The sequence below is a fragment of the Roseivirga sp. E12 genome, from assembly GCF_017592825.1.
Taxonomy (GTDB): Bacteria; Bacteroidota; Bacteroidia; order Cytophagales; family Cyclobacteriaceae; genus Roseivirga.
The window spans coordinates 80,934-97,649 of the sequence record NZ_JAGFMD010000012.1 but is presented as its reverse complement, the minus strand read 5'-3'; the positions used below and the strand labels follow the sequence as shown (position 1 = coordinate 97,649).

Below are 16,716 nucleotides of genomic sequence, written 5' to 3'. Positions count from 1 at the left end.
CGGCCAAGCAACTCTCAAGTTATCCCGATTATTCTAGTATGTTTATCTGGAAATAAACGCACACTTATGCTTTCACAATCAAAAGCCAGATTTCTCTTGTTCACAACAATCATACTCTGTTGTCTATGGAGTAATTCGGCTCTCGCTCAAGTTATAGGCGATATAAAAGTCAGCTATGAACCAGGTAGAGATGGGGAGTATATCTTTTATGCGTTCAATTCCATTCCCAAGGACACTCACATTGTAGTAGTTTTTAATACTGGATTAAATCAGTGGCGGCCTGATGCTCCATTGCCCTATCAAAAAACCATTTCAACAGGAAAAGTGAGGTTGTTTAAGGTGTCTCCTATAGGAACCAGCCAGCCCCGTTTTGACTATAGATACTATTTCTACAATGGTGTCGGTAATCCTAAAATTAAAGATGTAGAATACGCGATACCTGGTGCAGAAGATGAGGCAGTCCTTGTACGAGGGATAACAGAACCGACAAGTCATCCTGACAAAGAGGGAGGTTATAGTGATTATTATGGCGTGGGCTTCTATTCAAATGATATTCGTTCTACTAGAGATGGACAGATTAGAACCATTAGAGTAGTTCCCGGTGACCCACAAAAGAGTTTCATTCAAGTACGGCATAGAGATGGTACTGTGGGAAACTATTATGGTGCGGTAAATGGAACTTTGACTGTTAATGAAGACCAGTTTGTCAAGGCGGGCGAGGTAATGGCTAAAGCGGGAATGAAGTCGAGAGATGGAACACTCTACTTTAACTTTTCTGTCAGCTACATGAAAGTAGTGGTAAATAAAGATCTTGACTCCCGTGAATGGGCAAGCAATCGCTATCTAATTCCTTTATTCAGAACTGTCAATGAAGAAAAAGTCCGTCTAAAACGGAATGTTGGTTATACCGCATCTTACCCAGACGAGTTGATTACTCAAGAAATGTCAAAAAGAGAAAAGAAGAGGTATTTGAAGGGTAAAGGGTAAATTAAGGTTTAGCGAATAGGTCTATAAGTTTCAATTTGACTCTTTGGGTATTTAAACTGGTTATTTAATCTTTGGAAAAGACGTCTTTTGATAACCAGTTTTTTATTTGACAAGGAAAGCACCTCAATATGCCCCGTCAGAATTCCATCTTCATTTTCGCCAATGTTGCTGTGAAGTTTAATAGAACGCAGATTAAAAAGCCCTAACCAGTTTCCAGAATTAATGAGCTCATTGTCTCGGAGTATATTGTAACTATGGTCTTGTTTAAATTCAAGGACCAACTTCTTTTGCGAGATATCGCTTTGCAATACAACACGGGAGCTGTCGTGTACATAGTCTCTGGGAATGTATTCAATGAAATCATCACCAATCGTCCCTAAGTCAATTAGACCTCTTTTCCTTATTCGTCTTATTTTTTCTGGTTTTACTTTGTCCAACCTCCACTTTATTGCCGTAAGGTTGGACAGGTTACGTGCCTTGATCTCTTCTGAGTTTCTCCTAAGTCTAGTGGTAAACTGGATCTTTCTTCCCTCTTGCCACAGGTAACCTTTGAACATAGTTCTGTTGTAGCTTTCTATGAAAAGGAGAGAAGATGAAATGGCTGAGCGAGTGTCTATTCCAATAGTTTCAACTCTTAACACCATATGGGAGTGATTTTCACTTATACTCCAGATATGTGGATAATCATCAAGTTCTAGGGAACTTGGTAAGTATGCATCATTGGCATACTTAATAAATTGGTTTAGTATCAAAGAGGAGTCTTGTATGCCTTCCCTAAGGTCTACGGGTATTTCAACACTTTTTCTCCATGGTCTAATTTTAAAATCCCAGGTTTTCCCTATTAAAGCTTTCCTGAGTTTCTCAATATCAATGCTGGAATTAGTTTTTTCCAAGGGTACATAAGTCACAGTATTGAATGAGTCAAGAAATAGCTTTAGACGATCTTCAGAATTTTCGACCACGAGTACTCTCTCTGCTTTTTCGCCTAATAATCTGAATTCCAGACTGTCTTTGATCAGACGATATGAAAAAGGTGTTTTGAAGTCGGTGCCACCATATAATGTATTTCCGCTGGAGTCATTCTCAAAGGTTAGTATGGAAAGCATGTAGAAGGAATCCCATGAATTGGATTCTTCATTATAGTCCTGAACATCTATTGGTACCCATGTATTAACAATTCCACTCTTATTTTGGGAAGAGGCTTCAACGTATAGCAGCAAGAGGGCGGCAAAGGCCAATAAGCGCATACTATTTTAACGTGTGGACAAAAGAAGTATCTGGTATTCTGAATCAGAGGAATATCAGCCAGATGACTGGTTTAACTTGTTTGTTTTAAAACAACTCAATCCCAAAGACTAGGAAAGCATAGATGGCAGTAACAAGGGTCATTAACTGGCTCTTCTTTTTTTCCTTTTCTGGAATACCCATAGCTCGAATGATCTTGACATTGAATGACAATGAAAAAAGCACGAAACCCAAGGAGAGTCCAAAGGCCAATTCAGGATTGTTGAAGCTTATCCAACCCTGACTATCACTCAACTCAGTTAGCAGCGATAATAACAGAAGTATCAAGGAGATAAGCTGGAGACTTTTGTTACTCATGGTAGCCAAAAATCAAAGATGATATCATTCATACATTTAAAGTGACCTTTTGGGCACTTATCATACCCAATTTTCGAGCAAGGTCTGCAACTCAGTTTTTTATTCTCAAGTAGGGTGAATTTGGTTTGGTAGGGATACATACCAAACTCAGGAATGGTATTTCCCCAGATAGAAAAAACATTCTTTTTCATAGCCGCAGCTATGTGCATCATGCCAGTGTCGTGAGTGAAAACATAAGAGGCCTTCTTAATAATAGAGGCAGATTGGTTGATGCTAAACTTCCCACAAGCATTGTAGATCTGGGCCTTCTTTCCTAGCGCATCGAGCGACTCTTTCTGATCCGCTGACTCATCGCCACGCATAAAGAAAGCTTCTATCTTCGCGCCATTATCTGCATCCTCTTTGCCTCCTAAGATCACGATCGGTTTATTGATCTTGTCACAAAGCTCAATCATTCTGTCAATAGGAAGCTTCTTAGTTTCGTGTTGGCCACCGATGGCAAAAGCAACAAAATCATTCCGATGTGTTTCTGGAAGCCATTCATCTTCAATCTGATCTTTTTCTGGGATGAAGTAATCGAGTCCTAAGGCATCTTTTTTTATGCCTAAGGGCTTAGCTGCTTCTAGGTACCGATCGACAATGTGGACATTGGGTAGTTTGTCTACTTTGAGATTAACTACCAACCACTTCTCCCAATTTAATTTGGGGAATGCCGCAGAAGGTTTCTTTAGCTTACTTTTTAAGATTCGTGTTCTAAGGTTATTGTGCAAATCAACAACAAAGTCGAACTGTTCTGCTTTGAGCTCTTTGGCCAGAGCGTTGAGGTCATCTTCCAGAAAGTGAAACTTATCAATATATGGATTTGCTTCAAGGACACTGTGGTACTGGCGCTTGGTGCAGTAGTGTACTTCGGTGTCTTCTAATTGGGTTTTGATTACCCGAATAACTGGAGTGGTCAGTACGATATCCCCAATGGAAGAAAAACGAATGATCAGTACTTTTCTAGGCATTCGTTTTTGCTTGTTCCTTTTTCTTTTCGAATTGTGCAGAAATCTCTTCAGCCGAAAGCGCATTATAAGTCATCGCTTTGGTCAGCCCACCTTTGCGACCTGCAAGCAGTCCAAACTTCATGTGATGATAACCTTCCATTTGATGAGCGTCCGGATTAATAGACAGCATAACGCCTTTTTCAATCGCATAGTTTACCCATCGCCAATCCAAATCCAGTCTCCATGGGTTGGCATTAATCTCTATCACTACGTTGTGCTTAGCACAATGATCAATGACCGCCTTATGATCTATAGGATAACCTTCCCTTCTCAATAATAACCTTCCTGTCGGGTGCCCTAGAACTGTGGTGAAGGGGTTTTCGATGGCCGTCAGAAGTCTTTGGGTGGCCTTCTGTTTATTCATTTTAAGTACAGAGTGTACTGAAGCAACTATAAAGTCGAAGCTTGCCAATACATCATCGTCATAATCCAGTTGACCATCGTAAAGGATATCTGACTCTATACCCTTAAATATCTTGAATGGCGCAAGCTTATCATTGAGACGGTCAATTTCCTCATGCTGGTCTTTCACCCGATTTTCTTCAAGTCCATTGGCATAGAAAGCCGATTTACTATGGTCACAAATACCGAGGTATTCATAACCTAATTCCTTGCAATATGTGGCCATTTGCTCCAGCGTATGTTTGCCATCACTGTAAGTGGAGTGGTTGTGGAGGATGCCTTTGAGATCACTCATTTCCACCAACTTTGGTAAGTTGTTGTTTTTGGCAGCCTGTATTTCAAAGGTTCCTTCGCGAAGCTCAGGCTCAATGTAGTCCATGCCAGCTGCCAAATAAAGCTCGGCCTCCGTGGCGAATGAACCCTCATTGGAGAGCATTCTGAGTGTGTTTTTCTCTAATACTGGAATAGACAGGTGCTGTGTACTTCCTGTTCTAAGAAACAAGTCTTTGACAAATGTCTCTGGTTGGGTGAAAGTGAATTCACAAGGAACTAAGTGTTGTTTGAAGGTGCCTCTCCATGTTTTTGGACCACTATTGATAACATCTTGTTCAAAGTCAGAGAGCTCTGTTATTTCGTTTTCAAGCTTGTCAAAGTCAGTACCGGCAATCAATAATTCTATTTTGTCAATCACCTCCAACTTTCTTCTTAAGCCGCCAACGGGGCTTATTTCTTTGATCATGGGGCTAGACGAAAGCGCATCAAGAACCTCGGTAGTCAAAAGCTCGGCCTCCGAATAATGTAGTTTGTTGGCATTGGCTTCTTTGAATTCTAATGCTGCAATGATGGCTTGCTGTGTTTTGTCACCAAAGCCTTTGAGTTTGGCCACAAGACCAGAGTTCGCAGCCTCTTTTAATTCATGGCCACTTTCTATTCCTAGTTCTTTCCAAAGTACTTTGATCTTTTTGGGACCAATACCTTTTATGTCAAGTAATTCAATAATTCCCTCTGGAGTGGTCTCCAGGAATTGCTGCATTGCTTCAGATATACCCTTTGTTGCTATTTCGAAGATAGTGGCTGCAATGCCTTTGCCCACCCCATCTAGTTGCTCCAAACCTTTGAGATCTAAAGCCATGAGATCGACATCGCTTTTGTCCAAATTGAATACCGCATTTTGATAGCCGCGGATTTTAAAACTGTTTTCATCGTGCAGCTCCATAAGTGCAGCCTGCAGTTTCAGTTGTTTAAGTATTGTTGCGCTGTCCAAGTCTTGACGATTTGTGATGAGATGTGAATTTGATAGCTTTTTTTACCCTGCTGCTTTTGTTAAATTCAGGGAATCAAAGTTAAAAATAAGTCTTTATGAACTACTGGCTAATTAAATCTGAACCAAATACATATTCATGGGATGATTTGGTGAAACTGGGAAAGGATCACTGGGATGGCGTAAGGAATTATCAAGCGAGAAATAACTTGAAAGCTATGAAGCCAGGTGATCTTGCTTTGTTTTACCACAGTGTAAACGAAAAGTGTGTGGTGGGAATTGCCGAGTGTGTTAGTGAGCATTACCCAGACCCTACAATCGATGATGATCGTTGGGTAGTTGTTGATTTTGTACCAAAGCAGAAACTTAAATCTGCCATTAGCCTTGAACAGATTAAGGCGACTCCCAGTTTGGAGGAGATGGTTCTGGTCAAAAACTCAAGATTATCAGTACAACCTGTTAAAAGGGAAGAATTTGACACAATAATTGCTATGTCTGAATCATGATAAGAAAGTTCTATCTGCTTTGTTTGTTTGTCGTTTGTTTAACCCCTCTTTGTGGACAGGTAGAATACCTGAATCGCTATGAAATCGAAAATAGTTGGGAGAACCTCAATTATGTAGTCATTTCAAATGAGGAAAGAGGTGCGATGTTCGTAAAGCACATTGCTCAAAGTGCTGGGCGTAGTAAAAGGATAGAATTCAGTCACCTAGACCAAGAACTTAAGGAGGAATGGACAGGTTTTTTTGAAACCTCAAAAAGCGAATTCCTCAAAGGTTATCATTACCATAACAATGTAACATACCTACTTTTCCAGGTTAGTTCAGATAATAGGATTATCAAAATAGTGGCTTTGGATGGACTTAAAAAAGAGGTTCGGACCTTTGAACCTAAACAAATTGTGGACCTTAATATATCGGAATTTGAGGCAATTAAAGGTTCTGCAATAATAGGTGGCTACATCGAAGGTCGACCTGCTGTTTTTGTTTATGACATGGTTGCGGATGCGGTTAGGACATTGCCCAATGTCTATCAGAACAACTCAGAATTAATGGAAGTTAGGGTTAACAGCGATAGCGTAACCTTTAATGTGATTGCCTCGGAGTTGGATGATAAAAAAGACAGAACCATTCTGGTCAATACTTATGACTATGAAGGCAATTTAGTTCGAGGGTATCAATTAGAAACAGATACTGAACATCAATTGCTATCAGGTGTTTCGTCCTCCATCATCGATAAGGCCCAAGTGATTATGGGACTTTACAGTGTGAAAACAGGGACCTACCCTAGTGGATACTATATTAATCATGTCGATAGAACTGGTAGACAAACCATGAAGTACCTGAACTTTGGTGAGTTCGAAAGTTTCCTTGATCATACGGGTAAAAGGCGTGCCTCTAAAATGAAGGCACGTGCCCTGGCAGCTAAAGAGAACCAAAAGGAATGGAGGTATAAGATTGATGTGATTTTTCGAGAAATGATCGAACTGGATGACAAACTGATTATTGCAGGAGAGTTCTATAAACCCTGGACTGTATCTACCAATAACCAAATCCGAAATAGGATAAATTCATCCAGTCTAAGTGGTTTTAATGATGATTTTATTAACCCAATGACTGTAAGAAGAGGGAGAAACTTGAATACGGGTAATGGTATTATCAGGCCGCCAGATTTTTCATTTACGCATGCTTTTGCCCTAGCCGTGGATCTTAAGGGAGAGGTCTTATGGGATGCTAGTTTTGATATTAAAGAAAATCCTGAAAGTGCACTTCAAGACTTTGGTGCATTTCAGTGGCAAGATGACGAAACCTACTACGCCTATTACCACGATAGAGAACTTGTGGTCAAGAATCTCAATGATACTGAGGACAAAAAAGGGTTGAGTAGCCCTTTAGCCCTTCTTAGTGAAGAGGAAGAACTCAGGTATGAGAAGGATGATTTCAGGGGAGTCACACGTTGGTATGGTAATAAGGTGCTTGTATATGGAATACAACATGTAAGATCGCCAGACCGATCCTCTGGGATCCGAAAGGTGTTTTTTATTAATTCTGTGGAATTGGGACCTAAGACTGTTGCAAGCAAATTGGATTAATTCACCCACTGCATTTCTCCGACCATTTCCTTTTCTTATATTTGTTTCCTGAAATGCAAAAAAGGCTTTTACTAGGTCATCCACAATTGGCCATCACCATCGGCCGCCTCTGTCAACAACTGATAGAAAACCATCAAAATTTTAATAATACCGTGCTTCTAGGGCTTCAGCCAAGAGGAATCTTTTTGGCCAGAAAGATCAAGGAACGCCTGTCAGAGCTCATCGATACGGAAGTTTCACTCGGCTATCTGGACGCAACATTTTTCAGGGATGATTTTCGTAGGAGAGACAGCCCAGTAAGGGCTAATGAAACTAAGATCGATTTTCTTATTGAAGGAAAGAAGGTGATTCTGGTCGATGATGTTTTCTATACTGGACGATCAGTTAGAGCGGCACTTGACGCTATGAATGCTTTCGGAAGGCCTGAAAAGGTCGAACTCTTATCATTGGTTGTGAGAAAGTATGCCAAGCATGTACCCATCTTTCCCGATTACGTGGGCAAGGAGGTTAATACACTGGACAGTCAAAAAGTTCTGGTGGAATGGAAAGGGGAAAATGATGCTCCGGAGGATACTGTTTGGCTAATTAATAAGGAAGAAGCATAGATGGAGCAGTTGAGTACTAAACACCTTCTGGGAATCAAGGGCCTTACCGCTGAGGACATTGACTTGATCTTCCGTACCGCTGATGAATTTAAAGATGTTATCAATCGTCCAATCAAAAAGGTACCATCACTAAGAGATATTACCATAGCAAATGTCTTCTTTGAGAACTCCACAAGAACAAAATTGAGCTTTGAATTGGCAGAGAAAAGATTATCTGCTGATGTGATTAATTTTTCAAGCAGTAGTAGCTCGGTCAAAAAAGGAGAGACTCTCCTTGATACGGTCAACAACATCCTTTCTATGAAGGTGGATATGATTGTAATGAGACATTCCAGTCCGGGAGCTCCACACTTCTTATCAAAACATATCGATGCCAATATTGTGAATGCTGGTGACGGTACTCATGAACACCCAACTCAGGCATTGTTAGATACCTATTCAATAAGAGAGAGACTTGGCGATGTTGCTGGTAAGAAAGTAGCGGTCATAGGAGATATTCTACATTCTAGGGTTGCGCTCAGTAACATTTTTGCACTGCAAAAGCTCGGTGCTGAAGTCATGGTATGTGGCCCGAATACACTGCTGCCAAAATTCATAGGCTCCTTAGGGGTTAAGGTTGAACTGGACGTCAAGAAGGCACTTGAATGGTGCGATGTAGCCAATGTGTTAAGAATTCAATTAGAGCGACAACACATCAAGTACTTCCCTTCGTTAAGAGAATATTCCCTGTACTACGGGATCAATAAGGCTCTTCTAGATACAATTGACAAAGAGATTGTCATAATGCATCCGGGTCCAATCAATAGAGGGGTAGAACTGAACAGTGATGTGGCAGATTCAGAAAATGCTATAATTCTCGATCAGGTTGAAAATGGAGTGGCTGTGAGAATGGCTGTCTTGTATTTGTTGGCTTCCGTTTCTAAATAAAAAATCATGAAGAAATTTCTCAAAATCCTCGCAGTCATTATAGTACTGTTGGTATTGGCATTCTACTTTTTAGTGGTTCCTAAAACGGTCAGTATGATCACCGATTATGACCGGTATACCTTCGATTTTGTGTTAAATGATACAGCAATGGTAGCAGACTACGCGATCGGTGATAACCGTAACCCAGCTGACTACGGTTTCCCTGATTATGATGAGATAGAGTTTGAGACTTTAACAGATGGGCTTAAGCTGAATGGTTGGTATATCCCATCATCAGCCCCAGAGGTTTCGAAGACTTTGATGATTAACCATGGAAGAACTTCAAATAGACTGAAGACCTTGAAGTACTTAGAGCTGGTCAAAGACAAAGGCCTCGATTCACTCTACAATATTTTTATCCCAGACCTAAGAAACTCGGGAAAATCCGATGAAGCAAAAACTGCACTCGGTTATGAATTTGCTGAAGACATCACGGGCTCCATGAAAATGCTGAAGGATCGCTATGCTCAAGAAGAATTTGTGCTTTGGGGCTTTTCTATGGGAGCAATGGCAAGTGCAACGGCAGTTAATAGACCTGACTTAGTGGAGTATCAGAATAAGGAAGGGCTCAAAGTGACGAAACTAATACTCGGAAGTCCGTTGAGTAATATTCGAGAAACCACCAGACTAGCCGGTGCCGAAATGGGCATCCCTAATTTTATCTTCAATGAGTCTTGGAAGAAGTTCGACAAAGTAGTTGATGGCTGGAGTGACAATATGAAGTTCTCTTATCTTTTGTCAAATGCTAAACTCCCAACGCTTGTACTGTACAGCGATGGAGACGCTACAACACCATCAGAAGTATTGGAGGCTGAGATTGAGGGACTCTACAACGTATATCCTGTCTTGTTCAAAGATGCAGATCATGTTCAGTTATACACAAGGCCCGAATACAAAGACCGCTACGCCAGTAAGGTAAGTGACTTTCTTAGAATGAACTAAGGTTAGCTTATTGTAAAGAATACTTGTTTGAGCTATTGTCATTTCGCAATCGATTGAGAAAGCAGTAGCTTTGTGAAAACTATATAGAAAAAGGAAAATGCATTATTACAATTCAATCATCGAAACTATCGGGGATACACCATTGGTGAAGTTAAATTCGGTCAATAAGGGTGTTCCAGGTACAATTCTTGTCAAAGTTGAATACTTCAACCCAGGCAATTCTATGAAAGACAGAATGGCGCTGAAGATGATTGAGGATGCCGAAAAAAGAGGTGATCTAAAGCCTGGAGGAACGATCATAGAAGGAACTTCTGGAAATACAGGTATGGGCCTAGCATTGGGCGCCATTGCCAAAGGTTATAAATGCATTTTCACTCTAGCAGATAAGCAGTCGCAAGAGAAAATTGATATACTGAAAGCTGTAGGGGCTGAAGTGATCGTATGTCCAACTAACGTTGAGCCAGATGATCCAAGATCATATTATTCAGTGGCTTCTAAGCTGAACAAAGACATTGAAAATTCATACTACCCAAATCAGTATGATAACACATCCAATGCTCAGGCACATTACGAAACTACAGGCCCGGAGATATGGAGAGATACAGAAGGCAAAATCACACATTGGGCAGCTGGTGTTGGAACAGGCGGTTCTATGTGCGGTACCTCTAAGTATTTGAAAGAACAGAATCCAGAAGTCGTTTCTGTCGGTATAGACACTTACGGATCAGTATTTAAAAAGTATAAGGAGACGGGTGTCTTTGACGAAAAGGAAATTTACCCATACCTGACGGAAGGAATTGGAGAAGACATTCTTCCTAAGAATGTTGATTTCAGCGTAATCGATCATTTCGTAAAAGTCACTGATAAGGATGGAGCAATTATGACCAGAAGACTCGCTCGTGAGGAGGGAATGTTCTGTGGTTGGTCTTGCGGTTCGGCAGTTGCTGGAGCTTTAGATTGGGCCAAAGAAAACATGTCTGATGACGATGTGATGGTAATTATTTTGCCAGACCATGGTACGAGATACTTAGGTAAAATTTACAATGATGACTGGATGCAGGCACGTGGTTTTGTGGAAGAACGAGAGTTTGAAACTGCAGCTGATATTCTAGCACATCAAAATGGTAATGGTAACCTTACAACAATTGCTCAGACGGCTACTGTGGGAGACGCCATTAGAATGATGACGGCAAATAGCATTTCTCAACTCCCGGTAGTTGATGGTGACAACTTTGTAGGAAGCCTTATTGACTCAAAGCTTTTGGCTCAGATGATAGGCGATGAGACATTGCAGAGTAAGCCTGTTTCAGAAGTAATGGATAAGCCTTTTCAGTTTGTTCCGCTTGACAATACATTAGATGTACTTTCTTCAGTAATTACTAAGGATAATCCTGCTGTAATGGTAAGAGATGAGAATAGAGCTCCTCATATCATTACACAGCATGACATCTTAAAAGCGATGACCTCGAACTAGGTCGTCACACTATTCAGATAGTTCATTTAAAACTTCCTTGAGGCTACGTATTTGTAGCCTCCATACTCTAGTGGACAAATATGTGAGCACTAGCATTGTAAGTACCATGGCACCGAGTAAATACAGTTTATCTGTATCGAAGTCTATATTGATACTTAGGAATAGCAATAAGGTAGAGCCAAGTAGAAGGGCTGTAATTGTTGAAGAAATCGATAGCTTCTTTATATCCTGAATCATTAACTCAGTGATCTTCCGAGTGTTTTCGTCAAGTTTTGGGCTCTTCAGTTTGGCGTGACCCATTACGCGATTGATTACGTAAGATAAACCCGCAATAATTAGCGCAATGTTGGTCCAAAGAGGTTTTTCCTCACTATCCAATCCTGTCATAACAATGGCTATAAGAAGCACTGTCAATATTGTCTCAATAATCATCCTCGATCTTATTCTTTTTATCCTTGGGTTTTTCGCAACGCTGATCATTTGAACTAGTTCAGCATCATCTTTGGTCTCCAAACCGCTTTGCTGCCATGTGTCTTTAAAGTCATCTAATCCCATATCCTTACTTTAATATTTCTTTGAGTTTCTTTTTGATCCGATTGATTTTTACACCAGTGTAGTTTTCGCTTATCCCTATGATTGAACCAATCTCTGAGTAGTTATAACCTTCCAAATACAATGAGACAATAGCCCGTTCAGTTGTACTTAGTTGATGCAGAGCATCGTACAGCATTTCCTCGTTTTCTGAGACTGAGCTTTCATTTGCATGTATTTCAGGCAGCGATTCAGTTGTTTCTATTGAAGGGCTTTTCTTTCTATAAATAGCCATTCCAGTGTTTAAGGCAATTTTATAAATCCACGTGCTAGGCTTTGAATCTCCTCTAAAGTTGGGGTAGGCTCTCCATAGCTGAAACACTATATCTTGAAATAGATCATCACAATCTTCCACACGGTCCCTATACATCCTGGACACTTTGTGAATGATATTCTGATGCTGCGCTATCATTTCTAGGAATTCTTCCTTCACCTCACTGCTTTTTGAATTCGAACTTTCTACCCATTCGTTCTGCTGCTAAACCAACAACTTGATCATTGTCTACTTGAAAGTTAAGAGCAATATCGATCTGTTTTCCAAAAAACTCATTGCCTCCAATGGGAGTAAGTTTAAAAGGAGGGTTGCGCTGTAGTTGTGCATAAAGCTCTCCATCCCTTAGGAATATATTAAGGGTCATTTCACTCGTTTTGGATGCGTAAGCCCCTGCATAATCCTTTATAGGAAGACTAGAGGATCCCTTTTGAATTGACTTGGTCTCTAGTTTAGATTCGCCAATTACTATTGCCTCTAATTGCTCACCAATAACTGTCATAGGAAGTATAGAAACATTGCTCAACACGATAATGCTTAAAGCTTCTTCAGGATAATAGGCATTGTATGATGAGTAGCCCCAGGTTCCACCTCCGTGATAGTACCTTGTATGATTAGTCCTGTCGACATACCAGCCATAGCCATAGGGCTGATTTTCATTCATCATTTCGAACATTTTCAAAAGCTCTTTTTGAGAGGAAAGCGTCCCGTTGAACAATCCATTGTTCCATTTCAGCAGATTCTTGGTTGTAGAGAATAGGTCTCCAGCACCCCTTACCATAGAATAATTCCTATATGGTGCTCTTACTATACTGTCATTCGGTAAAAGGTGGTACCCATTGGTCATGTCTGGTAAGATTTCAAGAGTGTTGGCGCCTCCTGTTGAATTCATTGCAAGACTCTTGAGGATTTTCTCCTCTAAAATTGAATAGAAAGACTTCTTGTAAACCTTTTCGAGAACTTCCGCTAAGAGGAAATAGCCCGGACTTGAATAAGAGAATTTTTCTCCAGGTTTGAAGAGTAGATCTAATTGGATTAGTTCTTTGATCATTTGTTCTGACGTGTAACTCAGTCTTGATTTTTTCTGCCAATATTCTGGAATTGCCTCGTTGTGAGGGAGACCAGAGGTATGGGTAAGAAGCTGGTGTATCGAGATGTCAGAGAATTTATTAGGAAGGCCCTTAATGAATGAGTTTAGTTTATCCTCTTTGTTTAAAAGCCCTTCGGTCATTGCCATTGTCATAAGGGCGCCTGTGAATGTCTTAGTGATAGAAGCAATGTTAAACTTGTTCCCAACTTCCATAGCTACCCCTAACTCTATGGAAGCCATTCCAATGGCTTCGTTGAACAGGATTTCGGAGTTTTTGGCAATCAGTATCTCACCACTGAATCCTTTGGTGTCATGCAGGTGCTTTAAATACTTAGATAGATCGAGTTGTTTGTTTTTTGAGTAGGATTGAGAGTATCCGATTTGCAAATAGGACAAGCACACTAATAGCGCAATGATCCGTGATGTTCTAAGTTTTTCGCAACGCATAGGTCTTTGTTTCCCTATAGGTTGCAGTAATTGATCAAATACTTACACCGGTCTGAAATAAATTCAATTTATTGTACTAGAATTCGTTTGGTGACCGACCGATAACCTTCTGACCAAAGCTTAAGAAGATATATTCCTCGGGGTAATTGAGAAACATCCATACGCAATGTTGACTCAGGAAAACTAAGGCGCTCAAATTCCCTTCCGTCCAGATTGGTCAATGAGATATTGGTTTCACCAGACCAGTTTGCGTTTAGCCTGATATTTAATTCATTTGAGGTTGGATTAGGAAAGGTCTCTACCTCCAGAGAAGGGAGTTCCGGAGTGGAGGTTACAAAATCATCAACATTAAGCTGGGTTTCAAAGATTCCCCTGCCATGAGTGGCAGCAACCATCCAGCCATCGCTCTGGCGAATTTTAATCATATCGACACGGACATTCTCTATGCCAACCTGCTCTTGCTCCCAGATGAGATTATCTCCTTCTGTTCGATCTAGAAACCAAATTCCCAACTCAGTTGCTAAATAGATTTGGCGCTTTTCTAGCGGATTGAAAATACCCCAGCGGATAGGCATATCAGGTAAGTTACCTTCGATCGACTGCCATGTGGTTCCCCCATCATCAGTATACCAAACAGAATTTACGCCATAGTTAGAAAACGTTACAAGCAATTCGTCTTCAGAGCCTCCAACATCGATACTGGAAATATTTGAAGTTGGAAAATCAACACCTGTTATCTCCTGAGTAGAAGGAGTGCCTTGGGCATTAATGACTTTATAAACACGGCCGGATTGCGTTCCTAAAAATAGATTTGACTGACCTGACTGGGCATAAGGCGAGACCTTGATATTCGAAATGGGAGAATTGATCTCGACTCCTATATTGAGTGACTGCTCTTGTACGGTTTGATTAGTGAGCCTGGCCCTTAGAATAGGCGTTGTGCTATTGTTGTTATTATTGACAATGTCAATGCCCACTCTGTTTGTGAAGAGCGTATTTGTTCTCCAGTCGTAATCTGCTGGGTTAATGAACAGCCCACTATTTCGACCAGTTATGTTGGAAGCATTAAGTGGAACATTTCTGTTCCAAACGACTCTGAACCCATTGTATTGAGAAGAATACATGAGAAGGTCCGGCTCGTCCTGATCGATAAAGCAATAAGCTCCATCACCTCCTGAACCAGGGTAAAAGCCCAGGTTTGAGTCTTCAAGTCGAATTGTGCTATTGTCTTGCGTACCTGCAATCAGATACTGATCATTGGCTGCACCAGAAATCGCCAATGTATAGTATTGAATAGTGTTGAAATCTTTGTTTACCTCTATAAAACCCCGTTGGCTGCTCTGGATATTATTGGAGTAAAAAACACCTCCATCTGTAGAAATAAACATGGTATCCGGTTTCATCGGATCATACATGATTGTATGATTATCGGCATGAACGAACTGACTAGAACCAAAAGCATTCCATCGGCTTATGTTGGTCCAGGTTCTTAGCGGAATGGAATTGGTATTTTCCATGATAAAGCCATTCAGAGCACCAATAATGATGGTGTTCGGATCTAAGGGGTTGATAGCAAGATCTGCAGCATGCCATGTAATATTCGACCATGTATCTCCTTGATCGTCCGGTAACTCAAGTCTTGACCATGTGGCTCCTTGGTCGAAAGATTGATAGAGAAAAGATTGAGGTCCCACATCTCTTACCCAGCCTGTTCTAGCTTCCATTCTACCCCCACTAATGATCGCATAAACCCTATTTGGGTCTGTGGGTGCTGATTTGATAATAACGCGCCCAGGGTAGTACTGAGATGCTGGATCGAATTGAGTATTTGCTACCTCGTCATAGACTGTCCAGTCTTGCCCATTGTCTGAGTATAAAACGACCCCGGCTCCTTCTAAATCACTATTTCTCATAGTTCCGACAAAAAGCCTTCCGATAGCGTCTAGTTCTATATCTGATGGAGCATATGGCTTGTCGGTATTGGGAATGTTGGGTAATACTTGCGCCCAGGTACTTCCACCATCTACGGATCTAAAAAGTCCGTCAGAAGGATTGGATAGGAAAGCAGCACCCTTATAGACACCTGAAACTACAGCGGTATAAAGAACACTATTGTCTCCTTCGCTTTTAATAACAATGTCATTGACATACTGGAACCCTGATGTGGAAGTCAATTGGGTCCAGGTTTCACCATGATCCTCAGACTTCCAGATACCGTTGCCCACCGATGATGACTCTCTATAGATATTGACAGCTGTGTAAGATTCACCAGTTCCCACATACATGATGTCGCTATTATTCGGGTCGAAGGCAATGGCGCTGATACTGGCATTTTCTGGCAGTCCTTGTACATTCTCCCAAGATGAAGATGCATCACCAGCATTGTTATTTACCCAGAGGCCTCCAGTAACAGAGCCCGCCCATAGCTTGGTAGGTCCCGTACTGCTTCGGTCAGGGTCAATCGTTATAGGTCTAACCCTACCTGCTAGATTCGATGGAGTATTATTCCAGACGAGATCATTTTGTGCTTCTGCTTTGCTAAACCTTGTAATCCCCGACCTGTCTCCCAGAATGTCGATTTGATTTCGAGCTTCTTCAAGTCTTTTTAATGGAACTCTCTGTAAAGCAGGGTCTAAGGTTTGCAAGTGGTTGAGGAAATAGGCATGATCTGGTTGGTCAGGCCTTTCGCCATCTTCCAAGTCTGAAGTGTCTATTCGGCCTGCAAAAAGTTGGTATTCCTGTTTTAAGAACCTTTCATAAGCCAGTCTCTCATCGATTGGCTTGGGCTTAAAAACATAAAAAACTATGGTAAGGGTGACAAAAAGAAATAATAGAAGTCTAAAGCCTGATTTCATAAAGCTTGAAAAAATTAAGGTCTGATATTGCTCAATTATCTGATTACTTAATAACGCAATTCAATGTCAAAGGCACACCATA

At 40.9% G+C, this 16,716-nt stretch carries 15 protein-coding genes; 7 read left to right on the top strand and 8 right to left on the bottom strand.

Going from position 1 to position 16,716, the window contains the following annotated elements:
- The first annotated feature begins 66 nt into the window (after positions 1–66).
- Entirely contained in the window at positions 67–987 is a 921-nt protein-coding gene (locus tag J4E76_RS20015; protein ID WP_208506578.1) for a hypothetical protein, read from the top strand.
- An 8-nt stretch (positions 988–995) separates the two neighbouring features.
- Here the strand turns inward: J4E76_RS20015 and J4E76_RS20010 are convergent, their stop codons facing one another.
- The 4 genes from J4E76_RS20010 to polX all read right to left on the bottom strand — a co-directional run bounded on the left by J4E76_RS20010 (position 996) and on the right by polX (position 5,304).
- Complete coding sequence (locus tag J4E76_RS20010; RefSeq protein ID WP_208506577.1) at positions 996–2,234, bottom strand: hypothetical protein; 1,239 nt, start codon at positions 2,232–2,234, stop codon at positions 996–998.
- Positions 2,235–2,319: 85 nt separating this feature from the next.
- Positions 2,320–2,589, bottom strand: a complete 270-nt coding sequence (locus tag J4E76_RS20005) for a hypothetical protein (RefSeq protein WP_208506576.1) — start codon at positions 2,587–2,589, stop codon at positions 2,320–2,322.
- Entirely contained in the window at positions 2,586–3,599 is a 1,014-nt protein-coding gene (locus tag J4E76_RS20000) for a glycosyltransferase family 9 protein (RefSeq protein ID WP_208506575.1), read from the bottom strand. Before J4E76_RS20000 ends, J4E76_RS20005 begins: the two co-directional genes overlap by 4 nt.
- Positions 3,592–5,304 (bottom strand): DNA polymerase/3'-5' exonuclease PolX, encoded by a 1,713-nt coding sequence (gene polX / locus J4E76_RS19995; protein ID WP_208506574.1) that lies wholly within the window; start codon positions 5,302–5,304, stop codon positions 3,592–3,594. The genes J4E76_RS20000 and polX overlap by 8 nt, the downstream gene beginning before the upstream one ends.
- 95 nt (positions 5,305–5,399) lie before the next feature.
- Between polX and J4E76_RS19990 the strand changes: the two genes are divergently transcribed.
- From J4E76_RS19990 to J4E76_RS19965, 6 genes are all read left to right on the top strand, one after another.
- The gene (locus tag J4E76_RS19990) at positions 5,400–5,807 is read left to right on the top strand and encodes an EVE domain-containing protein (RefSeq protein ID WP_208506573.1); all 408 of its coding nucleotides are present in this window, start codon (positions 5,400–5,402) and stop codon (positions 5,805–5,807) included.
- Positions 5,804–7,393: a hypothetical protein gene (locus tag J4E76_RS19985; RefSeq protein ID WP_208506572.1), complete on the top strand. Its 1,590-nt coding sequence runs from the start codon at positions 5,804–5,806 to the stop codon at positions 7,391–7,393. Before J4E76_RS19990 ends, J4E76_RS19985 begins: the two co-directional genes overlap by 4 nt.
- 53 nt (positions 7,394–7,446) lie before the next feature.
- Positions 7,447–7,998, top strand: coding sequence for a bifunctional pyr operon transcriptional regulator/uracil phosphoribosyltransferase PyrR (pyrR, locus tag J4E76_RS19980; RefSeq protein ID WP_208506571.1), 552 nt, complete (start codon positions 7,447–7,449; stop codon positions 7,996–7,998).
- Positions 7,999–8,925, top strand: a complete 927-nt coding sequence (locus tag J4E76_RS19975) for an aspartate carbamoyltransferase catalytic subunit (protein ID WP_208506570.1) — start codon at positions 7,999–8,001, stop codon at positions 8,923–8,925.
- A 6-nt stretch (positions 8,926–8,931) separates the two neighbouring features.
- On the top strand, positions 8,932–9,906 hold the full coding sequence (locus tag J4E76_RS19970; RefSeq protein WP_208506569.1) for an alpha/beta hydrolase: 975 nt from the start codon (positions 8,932–8,934) through the stop codon (positions 9,904–9,906).
- Between the two features lie 97 nt (positions 9,907–10,003).
- Positions 10,004–11,380 carry a pyridoxal-phosphate dependent enzyme gene (locus tag J4E76_RS19965; RefSeq protein ID WP_208506568.1) on the top strand — a complete coding sequence of 459 codons (1,377 nt, stop codon included), beginning with the start codon at positions 10,004–10,006 and terminating at the stop codon, positions 11,378–11,380.
- A 9-nt stretch (positions 11,381–11,389) separates the two neighbouring features.
- Here J4E76_RS19965 and J4E76_RS19960 read toward each other — a convergent pair whose 3' ends face one another.
- The 4 genes from J4E76_RS19960 to J4E76_RS19945 all read right to left on the bottom strand — a co-directional run bounded on the left by J4E76_RS19960 (position 11,390) and on the right by J4E76_RS19945 (position 16,634).
- Positions 11,390–11,935, bottom strand: a complete 546-nt coding sequence (locus J4E76_RS19960; RefSeq protein WP_208506567.1) for a hypothetical protein — start codon at positions 11,933–11,935, stop codon at positions 11,390–11,392.
- A 4-nt stretch (positions 11,936–11,939) separates the two neighbouring features.
- Entirely contained in the window at positions 11,940–12,404 is a 465-nt protein-coding gene (locus J4E76_RS19955) for a sigma-70 family RNA polymerase sigma factor (RefSeq protein ID WP_208506566.1), read from the bottom strand.
- 1 nt (position 12,405) lies between these two features.
- The gene (locus J4E76_RS19950; protein ID WP_208506565.1) at positions 12,406–13,779 is read right to left on the bottom strand and encodes a serine hydrolase; all 1,374 of its coding nucleotides are present in this window, start codon (positions 13,777–13,779) and stop codon (positions 12,406–12,408) included.
- Positions 13,780–13,847: 68 nt separating this feature from the next.
- The gene (locus J4E76_RS19945; protein WP_208506564.1) at positions 13,848–16,634 is read right to left on the bottom strand and encodes a T9SS type A sorting domain-containing protein; all 2,787 of its coding nucleotides are present in this window, start codon (positions 16,632–16,634) and stop codon (positions 13,848–13,850) included.
- Between the last annotated feature and the right edge of the window lie 82 nt (positions 16,635–16,716).

Excerpts from the sequence above, each read along its gene's own strand:
- pyrR (WP_208506571.1), top strand. The coding sequence starts at position 7,447 with ATGCAAAAAAGGCTTTTACTAGGTCATCCACAATTGGCCATCACCATC.
- J4E76_RS19990 (WP_208506573.1), top strand. The coding sequence starts at position 5,400 with ATGAACTACTGGCTAATTAAATCTGAACCAAATACATATTCATGGGAT.
- J4E76_RS19985 (WP_208506572.1), top strand. The coding sequence starts at position 5,804 with ATGATAAGAAAGTTCTATCTGCTTTGTTTGTTTGTCGTTTGTTTAACC.
- J4E76_RS19965 (WP_208506568.1), top strand. The coding sequence starts at position 10,004 with ATGCATTATTACAATTCAATCATCGAAACTATCGGGGATACACCATTG.
- J4E76_RS19945 (WP_208506564.1), bottom strand. The coding sequence starts at position 16,634 with ATGAAATCAGGCTTTAGACTTCTATTATTTCTTTTTGTCACCCTTACC.
- J4E76_RS19950 (WP_208506565.1), bottom strand. The coding sequence starts at position 13,779 with ATGCGTTGCGAAAAACTTAGAACATCACGGATCATTGCGCTATTAGTG.
- J4E76_RS19960 (WP_208506567.1), bottom strand. The coding sequence starts at position 11,935 with ATGGGATTAGATGACTTTAAAGACACATGGCAGCAAAGCGGTTTGGAG.
- J4E76_RS20010 (WP_208506577.1), bottom strand. The coding sequence starts at position 2,234 with ATGCGCTTATTGGCCTTTGCCGCCCTCTTGCTGCTATACGTTGAAGCC.
- J4E76_RS19975 (WP_208506570.1), top strand. The coding sequence starts at position 7,999 with ATGGAGCAGTTGAGTACTAAACACCTTCTGGGAATCAAGGGCCTTACC.
- J4E76_RS19970 (WP_208506569.1), top strand. The coding sequence starts at position 8,932 with ATGAAGAAATTTCTCAAAATCCTCGCAGTCATTATAGTACTGTTGGTA.
- J4E76_RS20015 (WP_208506578.1), top strand. The coding sequence starts at position 67 with ATGCTTTCACAATCAAAAGCCAGATTTCTCTTGTTCACAACAATCATA.
- J4E76_RS20005 (WP_208506576.1), bottom strand. The coding sequence starts at position 2,589 with ATGAGTAACAAAAGTCTCCAGCTTATCTCCTTGATACTTCTGTTATTA.
- J4E76_RS20000 (WP_208506575.1), bottom strand. The coding sequence starts at position 3,599 with ATGCCTAGAAAAGTACTGATCATTCGTTTTTCTTCCATTGGGGATATC.